A 13,061-nucleotide genomic window follows, 5' to 3' on the forward strand; every position below is an offset into this window, starting at 1 on the left:
TTAGCCTGGCCTGATCGGACCGGGCGCGAGCCACAGTTGGAGGACCAGACCATGTTGACGATGTATTCCACCCCGTGGTGCGGCTACTGCCACCGGCTGAAGTCGCAGCTCGACCGGGAGGGCATCGCGTACGAGGTGGTCGACATCGAGCAGGACACCGCGGCGGCGGAGTTCGTGATGGGCGTCAACGGCGGCAACCAGACCGTGCCGACGCTGCGCTTCGCCGACGGCAGCGCCCTGACCAACCCCTCGATCAACCAGGTCAAGCAGCACCTCGCCGCCCTGCCCGGCTGACCTGCCCGCGCACGCTCCCGAGCGGCCGTACCCGGAACCCGGGTGCGGCCGCTCGTCGCCGTTCAGGGCGCCCGGCGCCGGCGGCTGGCGGCGAGCAGCTCGTCGTCGAGCGGCCGCCGGGGCACCGGGACGCGGGCCGGGCCGGCCGTCCCCGGCGGGGTGAGTCGACGTCCCCGCCAGAGGTAGAGGCCGCCGCCCGTGGTGACGGTCCCGACCAGCACGAACAGCAGCCGGTAGTCGAGGACGCCGACGAGTAGCGCGCCGGTGCCGATGGACACCGCCTGCGGTCCGCTGACCAGCGCCCTGGACGCGGCGGTGACCCGGCCCAGCAGCTCCGGCGGCGTCCGTCGCTGGACCAGCGTGTGCAGCCCCACCATGGTCAGCGGCAGCGAGACGCCGGCCAGCAGCAGCGCCACCACCCCGAGCCAGAGCCGGGGGTACGCCAGCGCCAGCGCGGCCGGGCCGAAGAACGTCACGCCGGCGGCCAGGGCACCCAGCTCACCGAGCCGGCGGACCACGGCGGCGGAGAGCAGCCCGCCGATCAGACCGCCGATCCCCTGCACCATGACCAGCACGCCGACGAACGCGGCGTCGCGGCGCAGGCCCAGATCGACGTACGCGAAGATCAGCGACTCGGTGAAGCCCATCACCAGCGAGGCGGCGCCGTAGCCGACCAGTGCCCGGCGCAGCGCCGCCTCGCGGGCCAGGTGGCGCAGCCCGGCGCCCAGCCCGGCCGGCCAGCGGTGCCCGGACCGGGTGGGTGTGCTCTCGTCCGCCCGGAGCAGCCCGACCACTGCGGCGGCGACCAGGAAGCCGGCCATGGCCAGGAGCACCAGCAGCCAGCCACCGACGGCGGCGTAGATGCCGGCCCCGGCGAGCGGCCCGACCAGCCGCAGCCCCTGGCGAACGGTCTGCAGCGCCCCGTTCGCGTCGGCCAGCAGCTCGGCCGGCACCAGGTGCCGGATCAGCCCGTTGAGCACGGCGGTCAGCGTGATCGAGGAGAGGCCGTAGAGCGCCGCGACCAGGTAGATCACCCACACGTCCCCCCGGTCCCGCACGGTGAGCAGCGGGCCGAGGAGCACGGCGGCGAGCAGGTTCGCGGCGATGAAGAAGGGCCGGCGGCGGTAGCTGTCGACCACCCAGCCCAGCAGCGGGGCGAGCGCCATCGGCGCGATCACGGCGAAGATGGTGGCCCCGGCCATGCTGTCCGAGCCGGTCAGGTCCTTCACCCAGACGGCGAGTGCGAGCAGCAGGATCGACTCGGCCGCCATGCCGGCCACCATCGCGGCGAAGAGCAGGCGGAAGTCGGGGCGGCGCAGGACGGTGCGCATCGGTTTCCCTCCGGCAGGATGCGCCCGTGGGCGCGTCGGGGGCGGGCGCCCGCGAAGGCGCTCTCCACAGTCCTCTTTTTGTCTCGTGACACGCCCTCGCCGGACCCGCCGACACCGGTCGCGCCGTCCATACTGACCGTGGGGGGCGAATTCCATACAGTTACCGTCGCGTCTCGCGACGGTCGACGGGAAAGAGGACGCCGTGCCTCCTGCCGCACCAGGCCCGTTTCTGCGCCGTCGCCGCCTCGGCATCGAGCTGCGACGGCTTCGCGAACAGGCCGGCCTCACCGGTGACCAGGTCATCGAGGGGGTCGGCTGGGCCTCCGCATCCAAGCTCTCCCGGCTGGAGAACGGCCGCAGCCGGCCCGACCCGGACGACGTCGACCTCCTGCTGACGCTCTACGGCGTCACCGACGAGCTGCGCGCGGAGCTGACCGGGATCGCCCACGAGGCCGGCGACATGCGCGGCTGGCTGCGCAACTTCCCGGTGATGACCCAGCAGCAGCGCGCCTTCGCCGAGCTGGAGGCGGGCTGCGCGGAGATCTCCGAGTACAACCCGGTGCTGGTGCCGGGGCTGCTGCAGACGCCCGGGTACGCCCGGCACCGGATCCTGTCCGCGACCCGGGTCGCCGAGGAGGCCGGCGACCCGGAGTCGGAGGACCCGGAGACCGAGGTGGGCGCCCGGCAGGCCCGCCAGTCGCTGCTGGCCCACGTGCCCCGCTACACCGCCGTCCTGGAGGAGGCCGCGCTGGACCGGCGTGCCGGCCCGCCGGACGTGCTGCGGGACCAGCTCCTCCACCTGTGTGAGCTGGCCGACCTGCGGAACGTGGAGCTGCGCCTGCTGCTCCGGGACACCCGGGTCGGCGACTGGTACGTCCCACCGACCGCGTTCTCGCTCTACCGGTTCGCCGACCCGCTCGATCCGGAGACGTTGGCCATCGAAAGTGGGTTCACCGACGTCATGTCGACCGAGGTGAACACCCTAAATCGCTATAAAGTGGTGTTCAAGTGGCTATGCAAGTCGGCACTCTCCGCATCGGACACCCTCTCCTGGCTGACCGAGGCGACCGGACGGCCGACCGGCACGGCAGTCGAGTCCACCGTGGCGCACGGGCCGGCAACGGCGCCGGCCCAGCGCCGCCGCGACTCGGGGCGCCTCACGTCGGAACGGTGATCCCCGCTCCGGCGCCGGCGTCACTCGTCCCCATCGGAGCACCTCACCAGGAGCAGGACACCATGAACGAGATCCGCACCAGCACGACCTCCCTCGCCGGCGCCGCCTGGCGCAAGAGCACCCGTAGTCAGACCTCGAACTGCGTGGAGGTCGCGCCGCTCGGCACCGGGCCGGCGACCATGGCGTTGCGGGACAGCAAGGACCCGAGCGGGCCGGTGCTGCTGTTCAACCGGGCCGGCTGGCTCGGCTTCATCGCCGGCGCGAAGAACGGCCAGTTCGATCTGAACTGATCCGGCGCGTGCCCGGGGGCCGTCGGCGTCACGCCGGCGGCCCCTCTCGTGTCCACCCCGGACAACCGTCCTGACCTGGCATCATCCGAACGGTCGAGCCGGCCCGTTTCACTTGCTGGGACGCGCTGCGGGCGTACGATGGCGCTGGAGTGACGTGGAAGTTCCACCGCGTATCCGTCCACTTCCGGGGGACACCATGCGGTTCCTGATCGTCCGCACCGAGATCCGCAGCGCCGCCGACGCCGACATCGCCGCCGCCTGGGCCGGTGGGGTCCACCTACGGGACGAGACCAGCGCGCCGGAACCACGTCGTCAGGTCGTGCACGCCGAGAACCGGGACGCCGCACTCCTGCTCGCCCGGGCCCTCTCCGCCGTCGGGGCGGTCCGCGCCGGCCGGCACCGGGTCAAGGTGCTGCCCATCGCGGAGTCCACCCCCGGTCGCCCGCCCCGGTGGGACGGCGGATGACCGACCGCTGACGTCCGTCGTGGCCGGACCGGCTCCCCCGCCGTGCTCCACGCCTCACCCGGCCACGACGGCCCGTGTTCCCGGCCCGGGACCGCCGCGGCAACGACGGTCCGGGCCGGGACCGCGTAAGGAGGGGCCCCCGCTTAACGCCTACGGCATAGGCGGGGCCCCCGCTTAACGCTTCGGCCCGGGCCGGCGCCGGTCAGCAGTGGCCGTCGAGCCAGCGGTGCACCAGGAACAACGCGATCGACGACGGCGGCGGCAGGAGCAGGTGGTCGCCGCCGTCCACCCGGACCGGCTCGCCGGCCAGCGCGGCGCCGATCTCCCGGCGGCTGAACCAGCGCGCATGCGCGATCTCGGTCGGGTCGACCCGGATCGGCTCGTCGACGTCGGCCCGGGCCAGGAAGCCGAGCATCAGCGAGCCGGGGAACGGCCAGGCCTGACTCGAGACGTACGCGATCTCCTCGACCGCGACGCCGACCTCCTCGCGGACCTCGCGCAGCACGGCGGCCTCGGCCGACTCGCCGGGCTCGACGTACCCGGCCAGGCAGGAGTAGCGACGTCGGCCCGGGGTGCTCGGCCAGGCGGCGTTGTTGCCCAGCAGGCAGCGGCCCTCCGGGCCGTCCACCCCGTCGTGCACCAGCACGATCATGGCCGGATCGGTGCGCGGCCACGTCCGGTGGCCACCCGGGTCGATCCGGGACCAGCCGGCCTCGTCGACCTGCGTCGGCTGCCCGGTGGACGCCGAGTAGCCGTGCCGGAGATGCCAGTTGAGCAGCGCCAACGCGGTGGTGAACAGGCCCGCGTCCCGGTCGGTCATCAGGTGGCCGACCTCACGCAGGTGCGCCCGACGGGTGCCGGGCAGCGCCGGCAGCGGGCTGTCCACCGCGAAGACCGGCACGCCGTCCGGCTCGACGCCGAGGAACATCGGCACCGAGCGGGGCACCTCGGGCAGCTCGCCGGCACCGACCAGGACCAGCTCCGGCGGGGCCGCCTCGCCCCGGACCAGGGCCCGACCCTCGTCGGCCGCGTCCAGCACCAGCACCCGGGCCTGCTCCCACGCCTCGGCCAGCCAGGCCGGGTCGGTACGCCGGTGCGCGGCCCGGTCCACCGTGGACCGGGCCAGCGGCGGCGCCGGCTCGCCGGTCACGTGGATTCACCCTCCGTGCGCACGGGGACGAGCGCGGCGAGCGAGTCGGCCACCCGGGCCGCGTCGCCGAGCACCACGGTGACCGCCTTCGCCGGGGCGAGGTACCGGGCCGCCACCTCGGCGACGTCGTCCACGGTCGCGGCGGCCAGCCGGGCGGCGTGCTCGGCGAGGAAGTCCAGCCGCAGCCCGTTGCCGGCGTACGCGCTGGTCAGCGACGCGAGACCGGCCTGGGTGGACATGCCGAGCTGGAGCGTGCCGAGCGCGTACTGGCGGGCCTGCTCCAGTTCCTCCGGCTTCGGCGGCACGGTGGCCAGCCGGCCCAGCTCGTAGCTGGTCTCCAGCAACGCGGGCGCGGTCACCTCGGTGGCCACCTCGGCGCCGGCCACCAGCACCGAACCGGCCACCGAGTGCTCGACCAGCGAGTGCGGCCCGTACGTGTAGCCCTTGTCCTCCCGGATGTTCTCCACCCAACGGGACGAGAAGTAGCCGCCGAAGAGCAGGTTGGCCAGTTGCAACGCGGCATGGTCCGGGTGGGTGCGGGGCACCGCCGGCAGCGCGAGGCGCAACGAGGACTGCACCGAGCCGGGCCGGTCGACGAGCAGCAGCGGGCCGGGCTCCAGCGGCGGCGCGGGCGGCAGCTCGGCGACGTGACCGTCGCCCCGCCAGCTGGCGAGCGCCGCCTCGGCCGCGTCCAGCGCGCGCGCCGGCTGCACGTCGCCGACCAGCACCAGCACCGCCCCGGCCGGGTGCACCCGCTCGGCGTGCAGCCGGCGCAGCGCGGCCGGGCGGACCGCCCGCACCTGGTCGGGCTCGGGGGTCTGCGTCGCGTACGGGTGACGGCCGTAGACGCGCTTGAGCAGCGCGGTCCGGGCCAGGTGGGACGGCTGGCTCTGGGCGACCTGGATCCGGTCGACGAGGCGGTCCCGCTCGGTGGCCACCCAGTCACCCGGGTAGCTCGCGCCGGTGAGCACCTCGGCGAGCAGCTCCAGCATCCGGTCCAGCCCGGTCACCAGGCCGGCGCCGGAGAGCATCAGCCGGTCCGGGTCGACGCCGGCGGAGAGCCCGCCGCCGACCTTCTGCAGCTCGGCGGCGATCTCGGTGGCGCTGTGCGCCTCGGTGCCGGCCAGCATGGTCTGCGCCAGCATCGCGCCGCGGGCCAGGTGGGCCCGCCCGAACGGCATCCAGAGCCGCAGCTCGACCAGGGGTACGGCGGGACGGCGTACCGCGATCACGGTGAGGCCGTTGCCGAGCGTGCGCTCCGCCTGCTTCGGGACGGTGAGTCGCCGGTTCGGGCCGAGCGCCGGCAGCGGACGGACGGTGGTGGCAGTAGCGCTCATCGGGCACCTCCGGCCACGACCTCGACGGATGCGCGACGCTCGGGCCGCAGCGTGGCGGCGGCGGCGCGGACCTGCTCCTCGGTCACCGCACCGACCAGCCGGGGCAGCTCGTTGAGCAGCCCCGGTTCGCCGCGTTGCTGCTCCAGCACGGCCATCCCCAGCGCGCGGCCGAGCACCGCGTCGGTGTCCCGCAGCAGGTGGGTGGCCATCCGGGCCTGGGTACGCGCCAGCTCGCCGTCGGTCAGCCCGTCGGCGGCCAGCCGGTCCAGCTCCTCGTCGATGGTGCGCAGCACCTTGTCCACGTCGCCGCCGGGCGGCAGGTGGGCCTGGAGCAGCAGCGCGGTGGGGTCGCGTACGTCGAACGGGTCACCCATGAAGCCGACGTAGCCGCCGAGGCCGGTGACCGTGCGGTCGCGCTGCACCAGCCGCTCGACCAGCCGGGACGCGTCGCCGTCGGTGAGCACCTCGGCGAGCACCACGTAGGGCAGGTAGCCGGCGAAGTCGGTGATCGGGTCGGGCACCCGCCAGGCGCCTGCCACGGCCGGGAGCGGGGCCAGCGCGTCGGTGTAGGTGCTGCGCCGCTCGGTGGTCAGGTCGGGCTCGGCGAAGTCGGGCCGCTCCGGCGCGGGGCGGGCCGGCACGTCGCCGAAGTGCCGTTCGATCAGCGCGGTCGCCTCGGCCACGTCGATGTCGCCGCTGACCGCCAGCACCGCGTTGCCGCTGGCGTAGTAGTGCCGGAAGAAGTCGGCGGCGTCGGCCACCGTCGCCGACTCCAGGTCGTCGAAGGACCCGTAGCCGTCGTGCGCGTTGGGGAAGGTGTCGAACATCACCGGCGGCAGCGTCAGCCAGGGGAACCCGCCGTACGGCCGGTTGAGCACGTTGACCCGGATCTCCTCCTTGACCACGTCGACCTGGTTACGCAGGTTCTCCTCGGTCAGCCGGGGGCCGCGCATCCGGTCCGCCTCGAGGAAGAGCGCCCGTTCCAGCGCGTTGCTCGGCAGCGTCTCGAAGTAGTCGGTGTAGTCGAAGTGGGTGGAGCCGTTGAAGGTGCCGCCGGCGCCCTGCACGTGCCGGAAGTGGGCGAGCTTCTCCAGGTTCTCCGAGCCCTGGAACATCAGGTGCTCGAAGAGGTGGGCGAAGCCGGTGCGCCCCTCCGGCTCGGAGCGGATGCCGACGTCGTAGACCACTGCCACCCCGATCACCGGGGCGCTGCGGTCCGGGGTGAGCACCACCCGTAGGCCGTTGTCGAGGGCGAACCGCTCGACCGGGTACTTCGTGGCTGGGATCTTCACTCTCCTGGTCGGCACGCGATCGACACTAGCGCCTCCGTACCGGCCACACCGGCGGTGTGCCGTGGCCGAACGGTGGACAGATGCGGGACGGGTCTTGACGCCGCGCGGCTCCCTGCCCCACTCTTCCTACCAACTAAATAGGAATACTGCGGATTGGACATTCGATGAGACGGCTCCCCCTGCGCCGCCTGGTCACGCTGGCCACCCTGGCCGTGGTCGGCGCGGCCACGCTCGGCACCACGGCCGCCTGCGGCGGCGACGACAGCGACGCCGCCGGTGACTCCGGCCCGGTGACGCTGCGCCTGGGCTACTTCCCCAACCTCACCCATGCGCCGGCGGTGGTCGGCGTGGAGAAGGGGATCTTCAAGGAGAAGCTCGGCGACAGCGCCAAGCTGGAGACGAAGACGTTCAACGCCGGCCCGGCGGCCATCGAGGCGGTCTTCTCCGGCGCGCTGGACGCCACGTACATCGGTCCGAACCCGACCGTGAACGCCTTCTCGAAGTCGAAGGGCGAGGCGGTCCGGGTGGTCTCCGGCGCCGCGTCCGGCGGCGTCGCGCTGGTGGTCAAGCCCGGCATCACCTCGGTGGAGCAGCTGCGCGGCAAGAAGATCGCCACCCCGCAGCTCGGCAACACCCAGGACGTCGCGCTGCGCTACTGGCTCAAGGAGAAGGGCCTGGCGACCACCAAGGAGGGCGGCGGCGACGTCAAGGTCGTCCCGCAGGAGAACGCGCAGACCGTCGAGACCTTCGGCAGCGGCGCCATCGACGGCGCCTGGGTGCCGGAGCCGTTCGTCTCCCGGCTGGTCAACGCCGGCGGCAAGGTGCTGGTCGACGAGCGCGACCTCTGGCCGGACAAGAAGTTCGTCATCACCAACCTGCTGGTCAGCACCAAGTTCCTCAAGGCGCACCCGGACGTGGTGAAGAAGCTGGTCGAGGGCCAGGTCGCGGCGAACGAGTTCGTCAACACCAAGCCGGACGAGGCGCAGCAGGCCATCTCCGAGCACATCGGCAAGATCACCGGCAAGCCGCTGGACGTCAAGCTGATCAAGCAGGCCTGGACCACGCTGGAGTTCACCAACGACCCGATCGCGTCCTCGCTGAAGGCCGGCCTGGACCACGCCGTCGCGGTCGGGCTGACCCAGCCGGTCGACCTGAACGGCCTCTACGACCTGAAGTACCTCAACGAGGTGCTGAAGGCGCAGGGCAAGCCCGAGGTCACCCAGCCGTGACGTCGACCACGACGACCCCGCGCAGCGCGACCGGCTCGGTCGCGCTGCGCGGCGTGACCAAGGTGTACGGCCAGGGCGAGCAGGCCGTCCTGGCGTTGGACGGGGTGTCGCTGGACGTCGCGCCCGGCGAGTTCGTCTGCATGGTCGGCGCGTCCGGCTGCGGCAAGAGCACGCTGCTGAACCTGGTGGCCGGCCTGGACCGGGTCAGCGGCGGCGCGATCGAGCTGGGCGAGGGCGTCAACCCGGGCCTGATGTTCCAGGAGCCGGCGCTCTTCCCGTGGTCGACCGTCGAGGGCAACGTCGAGGTGCCGCTGAAGCTGCGCGGGCTCCCCCGCGACCAGCGCCGGGAGCGGGTCGCCGAGCTGCTGCGCACGGTCCACCTGTCCGACTTCGGCCGCAAGCGCCCGCACCAGCTCTCCGGCGGCATGCGGCAGCGGGTCGCGCTGGCCCGCACGCTCGCGCTGGACACCCCGGTGCTGCTGATGGACGAGCCGTTCGGCGCGCTCGACGCGATGACGCGGGACATCCTGCACGACGAGCTGGAGCGGATCTGGGGCGAGCGCAAGCTCACCGTCCTGTTCGTGACGCACAACGTGCGCGAGGCGGCCCGGCTCGCCGACCGGATCGTGCTGCTCTCCAGCCGGCCCGGCCGAATCATCTACTCCACCCGGGTCGACGTGCCTCGACCCCGGCGGATCGACTCGCCGGAGGTCTCGGCCATCGCCGCCGAGGTCACCGACCGGCTGCGCAAGGAGGTGGGCCGACATGGCCAGTGACACCCTCGCCGGTTCGACCCGCACCGACGCGGAGATCTCCGGCCTCGACGCGTTGGAGATCGCCGGCCGGGAGAAGGGCCCGTCCCGGTTGCGCCGGCTCTGGTCCGCCACCTGGCCCAAGTTCGCCGCGCTGGCGCTGGCGATCGCCCTCTGGCAGGCCGTGGTCTGGAGCGGCTGGAAGGAGCCCTGGGCGCTGCCCGGCCCGGCGGTGGTCTTCGGTGACCTCGGCCACTACCTGGTCAGCTCCGCGCTCTGGGAGGGGCTGGCCACCACCGCCCGTCGTGCCGCCGTCGGGTTCGCCGCCGCGGTCGCGGTCGGCCTGCTGCTCGGCCTCGGCGTGGCCCGGGTCAAGGTGCTCCGCGCCGCGCTCGGCTCGATGATCACCGCGTTGCAGACCATGCCGTCGATCGCCTGGTTCCCGCTGGCCATCCTGCTGTTCCAGCTCAGCGAGCAGGCCATCTTCTTCGTGGTGGTGCTCGGCGCCGCGCCGTCGGTCGCCAACGGCGTCATCCACGGCGTGGACTACGTGCCGCCGCTGCTGGTCCGCGCCGGCCGCAACCTCGGCGCCCGCGGGCTCAACCTCTACCGGTACGTGATCGCGCCGGCCGCGCTGCCCGCCATCGTGGCCGGGCTCAAGCAGGGCTGGGCGTTCGCCTGGCGCAGTCTGATGGCCGGCGAGCTGCTGGTGGTCATCGCCACCCGCACCTCGATCGGCGCGCAGCTCACCTACGCCCGCGAGCTGAGCGAGGCGCCCCGGCTGATGGCCATCATGATCGTGATCCTGGTGGTCGGTCTGCTGGTGGACACCGCGTTCGGCGCGGCCGACAAGGCGATCCGCCGCCGCTGGGGCGTGCTGGACCAGGCCGGCAACTGACACCGTGTACATCTCCGCGCGCGCCGACTACGCGCTCCGGGCCATGCTCGCCGTCGCCGACGCCGGATCCACCGGCGACGGGGATCCCGGCGGCGAGCTGGTCAAGGCGGCGAGCCTGGCCGAGCGCCAGGACATCCCGCTCAGCTTCCTCCAGGGGATCCTGCTCGACCTGCGGCGGGCCGGGCTGCTGCACAGCCACCGCGGCACCGAGGGCGGGTACGCGCTGAGCCGGCCCCCGGCCGAGATCAGCGTCGGTGACGTGCTGCGCGCAGTCGGCGGCGCGCTCACCAGCGTCCGGGGCATGCCCGCGGACCGGGCCGGCTATCACGGGGTGGCGACCGGGCTGCGGGACGTCTGGCTGGCGGTGGACGGCGCGATCGCGCTGGTGGTGGACCGCACCACGCTGGCGGACCTGCTGGCGGACCGCGCCCCGGCGCCCTGAGTCCGCCGGTGCCCGGAGGCCGGGCGGGGCCCGGTGCCGGGGCCCCGCCCGGCTGCTCGCGCCCCGGGCGGTGACGGCGCTTGTCGCTGAGGGCGATGGGTGGCCCGCTGCCGACAGAACGGATCGGTGGGGGCCTGGCCGAGAAGGCATCCCCCTGGAGCAATATGACCGAGCGGCATATTTATACCGCTGAGGTATATCCGTCTTCGCCGCACATCCGCCAGCGGACGTCACCCTGCGTGACCCCCGTCAGGCCCGACTGACCGTACGGATCAGCCGGGGTTGAAGGTGCGGGCCGCGCCACGGTCCGGCGGACCGCCCGTGGCCGGATGCCAGGGGCCGAACGCGGCCACCACGGCGAGCGCCAGGCCGGCGCCCGCCACCGCGAGCACCAGCAGCACCTCCCGGGCCCCGCCACCCGAGCCGGCGTCCCCCGCCATGGTCGCCCCTCCCGCATCCGGCCGGTCCCCCCGACCGGCCCACGGGACCCAGCATCGTCGCCGCGACGGCGCCGGACAGTCGGCCACCCGACTGAACATTCGCTGATCCCCGACTCAGCGAGGCACCGCATGACGGCCGGTCAGCGGCACCGCACGGAACGTCCGGTCAGCGTCGGCGCGGGCGACGGCGGGGCCGCGTCCCCGGGGCGGGGTGCGCGGCGACCGGCGGCGGAACGGCGATGGTCACCGGAGTGCCGGAGGGCTCGCGCGCCCCGGTCAGCCGGCCCAGCTCCGCGTCGCCGGCGCGTACCCGGGTGGTCTGCGGGTTGATCCCCGCCGTGCTCATCAGCCGGGCCACGTCCCGGCGCTGCTCCGGCAGGACCAGCGTGACCACGGTGCCCGACTCCCCGGCCCGGGCGGTCCGGCCACCCCGGTGCAGGTAGTCCTTCGCCTCCGTGGGCGGGTCGGCGTTGACCACCAGGTCCAGCCCGTCGACGTGGATGCCGCGGGCCGCCACGTCGGTGGCCACCAGCGCGGTGACCTGACCGGTGCGGAACTGCTCCAGGATCCGGGTGCGCTGCGGCTGCGACTTGCCGCCGTGCAGCGCCGCGGCGCGCACGCCCTTGGCGAGCAGTTGACGGGCCACCCGGTCGGCGCGGTGCTTGGTGGCGATGAAGACGATGGTCCGACCCTCCCGCGCGGCGATGTGGGCCAGCGCGGCCGGCTTGTCCTCCGGCTCCAGGTGCAGCACGTGGTGCGTCATCGCGGTGACCGTGGCGGTGCCCGGGTCCACGGAGTGCGTGACCGGGTTCGCGAGGAAGCGGCGGACCAGCCGGTCCACGCCGCGGTCCAGGGTGGCCGAGAAGAGCATCCGCTGACCGCCCGGGGCGACCTGCTCCAGCAGCTTCGTCACCTGCGGCAGGAAGCCCATGTCGGCCATCTGGTCCGCCTCGTCCAGCACGGTGATCTCGACCTGGTCCAGTCGGGCGGACCCCCTGTCGATCAGGTCGTGCAGCCGGCCCGGCGTGGCCACCAGCACCTCGGCCCCGGCCCGCAGCGCGTCCGCCTGGCGGGTCAGCGAGAGCCCGCCGACCACTGTGGCGCAGCGCAGCCCGAGCGCGCCGGCGTACGGGGTGAGCGCGGCGGTCACCTGCGCGGCCAGTTCCCGGGTGGGCACCAGCACCAGCGCGAGCGGACGGCCGGGACGCGCCCGGCGGCCGGCCGTACGGTGCAGCAGCGGCAACCCGAACGCGAGCGTCTTGCCGGAGCCGGTCCGGCCGCGGCCGAGCACGTCCCGGCCGGCCAGCGAGTCGGGCAGGGTCGCCGACTGGATCGGGAACGGCGCGGTGATGCCCTGCGCGGTCAGCTCGGCGACGAGCGCCGGCGCCAGGCCGGTGGCGGCGAAAGTGGGCATGGTCGTGGTCATGCGGAAAGCCTTCCTCGAGGCGGCACGTGTCGAGGAAGGGCGCCGGGCGACGGCGCGTCACCGGCGTGGCCGGTGATCACAAGCACGAACCGAAAGGGACGGGCCGGCCCGCCTCGGCGCGCCAGCTCCCGCGTACGGGAGGGCGGCGCGGCGGGCCGGCCCGTGCACCACGCCCGGCGGGGCGCGGTGGTGGTGCCGGTTGATCCGAAGATCAGAGCGGGCGGATGTTCTCCGCCTGCGGGCCCTTCTGGCCCTGGGTCACCTCGAACTCGACCCGCTGGTTCTCGTCCAGGCTCCGGTAGCCGGAGGTCTGGATCGCCGAGAAGTGGGCGAAGACGTCGGCGCCGCCGTCGTCCGGGGTGATGAAGCCGAAGCCCTTGTCAGCGTTGAACCACTTGACGGTGCCAATTGCCATGTGTTTCGTCTCCTTGACGGAACGGTCGGCCCGCACGTGTTGCGGGCCGGAGAGGAGCCCACCACGCATGGGCTGCGTGGCGTGCCTGTCGCTGCTGGTCGCCCCGCCCGGAGAACTCCGGACAC

The 13,061-nt window shown here is 73.6% G+C and carries 15 protein-coding genes; 8 read left to right on the plus strand and 7 right to left on the minus strand.

What is annotated here, in order from left to right; translation table 11 throughout:
• Positions 1-51 precede the first annotated feature (51 nt).
• Positions 52-294, plus strand: a complete 243-nt coding sequence (locus ACH495_RS06340) for a mycoredoxin (protein ID WP_091068606.1) — start codon at positions 52-54, stop codon at positions 292-294.
• A gap of 62 nt (positions 295-356) precedes the next feature.
• On the opposite strand, the gene ACH495_RS06345 is transcribed toward ACH495_RS06340, so the two are convergent.
• A complete protein-coding gene (locus tag ACH495_RS06345; protein WP_396856703.1) occupies positions 357-1,625 on the minus strand; it encodes an MFS transporter in 1,269 nt (422 codons plus the stop codon).
• Positions 1,626-1,827: 202 nt separating this feature from the next.
• On the opposite strand from ACH495_RS06345, the gene ACH495_RS06350 reads away from it, so the two are divergent.
• The 3 genes from ACH495_RS06350 to ACH495_RS06360 all read left to right on the plus strand — a co-directional run bounded on the left by ACH495_RS06350 (position 1,828) and on the right by ACH495_RS06360 (position 3,555).
• Positions 1,828-2,799, plus strand: a complete 972-nt coding sequence (locus tag ACH495_RS06350; protein WP_396856704.1) for a helix-turn-helix domain-containing protein — start codon at positions 1,828-1,830, stop codon at positions 2,797-2,799.
• Positions 2,800-2,861: 62 nt separating this feature from the next.
• The gene (locus tag ACH495_RS06355) at positions 2,862-3,089 is read left to right on the plus strand and encodes a DUF397 domain-containing protein (protein WP_343445277.1); all 228 of its coding nucleotides are present in this window, start codon (positions 2,862-2,864) and stop codon (positions 3,087-3,089) included.
• A 196-nt stretch (positions 3,090-3,285) separates the two neighbouring features.
• The gene (locus ACH495_RS06360; protein WP_396856705.1) at positions 3,286-3,555 is read left to right on the plus strand and encodes a hypothetical protein; all 270 of its coding nucleotides are present in this window, start codon (positions 3,286-3,288) and stop codon (positions 3,553-3,555) included.
• Positions 3,556-3,757: 202 nt separating this feature from the next.
• On the opposite strand, the gene nudC is transcribed toward ACH495_RS06360, so the two are convergent.
• The 3 genes from nudC to ACH495_RS06375 are packed head-to-tail and all read right to left on the minus strand — an operon-like array spanning position 3,758 to position 7,349.
• Positions 3,758-4,705 carry an NAD(+) diphosphatase gene (nudC, locus tag ACH495_RS06365; RefSeq protein WP_396856706.1) on the minus strand — a complete coding sequence of 316 codons (948 nt, stop codon included), beginning with the start codon at positions 4,703-4,705 and terminating at the stop codon, positions 3,758-3,760.
• The gene (locus ACH495_RS06370; RefSeq protein WP_396856707.1) at positions 4,702-6,042 is read right to left on the minus strand and encodes a M16 family metallopeptidase; all 1,341 of its coding nucleotides are present in this window, start codon (positions 6,040-6,042) and stop codon (positions 4,702-4,704) included. The genes nudC and ACH495_RS06370 overlap by 4 nt, the downstream gene beginning before the upstream one ends.
• Positions 6,039-7,349: a M16 family metallopeptidase gene (locus ACH495_RS06375; RefSeq protein WP_396856708.1), complete on the minus strand. Its 1,311-nt coding sequence runs from the start codon at positions 7,347-7,349 to the stop codon at positions 6,039-6,041. Before ACH495_RS06375 ends, ACH495_RS06370 begins: the two co-directional genes overlap by 4 nt.
• Before the next feature lie 149 nt (positions 7,350-7,498).
• Between ACH495_RS06375 and ACH495_RS06380 the strand changes: the two genes are divergently transcribed.
• The 4 genes from ACH495_RS06380 to ACH495_RS06395 are packed head-to-tail and all read left to right on the plus strand — an operon-like array spanning position 7,499 to position 10,655.
• Positions 7,499-8,563, plus strand: a complete 1,065-nt coding sequence (locus tag ACH495_RS06380) for an ABC transporter substrate-binding protein (protein WP_396856709.1) — start codon at positions 7,499-7,501, stop codon at positions 8,561-8,563.
• Positions 8,560-9,339: an ABC transporter ATP-binding protein gene (locus tag ACH495_RS06385; RefSeq protein ID WP_396856710.1), complete on the plus strand. Its 780-nt coding sequence runs from the start codon at positions 8,560-8,562 to the stop codon at positions 9,337-9,339. The genes ACH495_RS06380 and ACH495_RS06385 overlap by 4 nt, the downstream gene beginning before the upstream one ends.
• A complete protein-coding gene (locus ACH495_RS06390) occupies positions 9,329-10,213 on the plus strand; it encodes an ABC transporter permease (RefSeq protein ID WP_396856711.1) in 885 nt (294 codons plus the stop codon). Before ACH495_RS06385 ends, ACH495_RS06390 begins: the two co-directional genes overlap by 11 nt.
• Before the next feature lie 4 nt (positions 10,214-10,217).
• A complete protein-coding gene (locus ACH495_RS06395) occupies positions 10,218-10,655 on the plus strand; it encodes an Rrf2 family transcriptional regulator (RefSeq protein WP_281937838.1) in 438 nt (145 codons plus the stop codon).
• A gap of 272 nt (positions 10,656-10,927) precedes the next feature.
• On the opposite strand, the gene ACH495_RS06400 is transcribed toward ACH495_RS06395, so the two are convergent.
• The 3 genes from ACH495_RS06400 to ACH495_RS06410 form a co-directional block, all read right to left on the minus strand.
• The gene (locus ACH495_RS06400; protein WP_396856712.1) at positions 10,928-11,095 is read right to left on the minus strand and encodes a hypothetical protein; all 168 of its coding nucleotides are present in this window, start codon (positions 11,093-11,095) and stop codon (positions 10,928-10,930) included.
• 166 nt (positions 11,096-11,261) lie between these two features.
• Positions 11,262-12,521 carry a DEAD/DEAH box helicase gene (locus ACH495_RS06405; protein ID WP_396856713.1) on the minus strand — a complete coding sequence of 420 codons (1,260 nt, stop codon included), beginning with the start codon at positions 12,519-12,521 and terminating at the stop codon, positions 11,262-11,264.
• 211 nt (positions 12,522-12,732) lie between these two features.
• Positions 12,733-12,936, minus strand: a complete 204-nt coding sequence (locus tag ACH495_RS06410) for a cold-shock protein (RefSeq protein ID WP_013288421.1) — start codon at positions 12,934-12,936, stop codon at positions 12,733-12,735.
• Positions 12,937-13,061: the final 125 nt, after the last annotated feature.

It is taken from the genome of Micromonospora sp. NPDC018662 (genome assembly GCF_044391475.1).
Lineage (GTDB): Bacteria > Actinomycetota > Actinomycetes > Mycobacteriales > Micromonosporaceae > Micromonospora.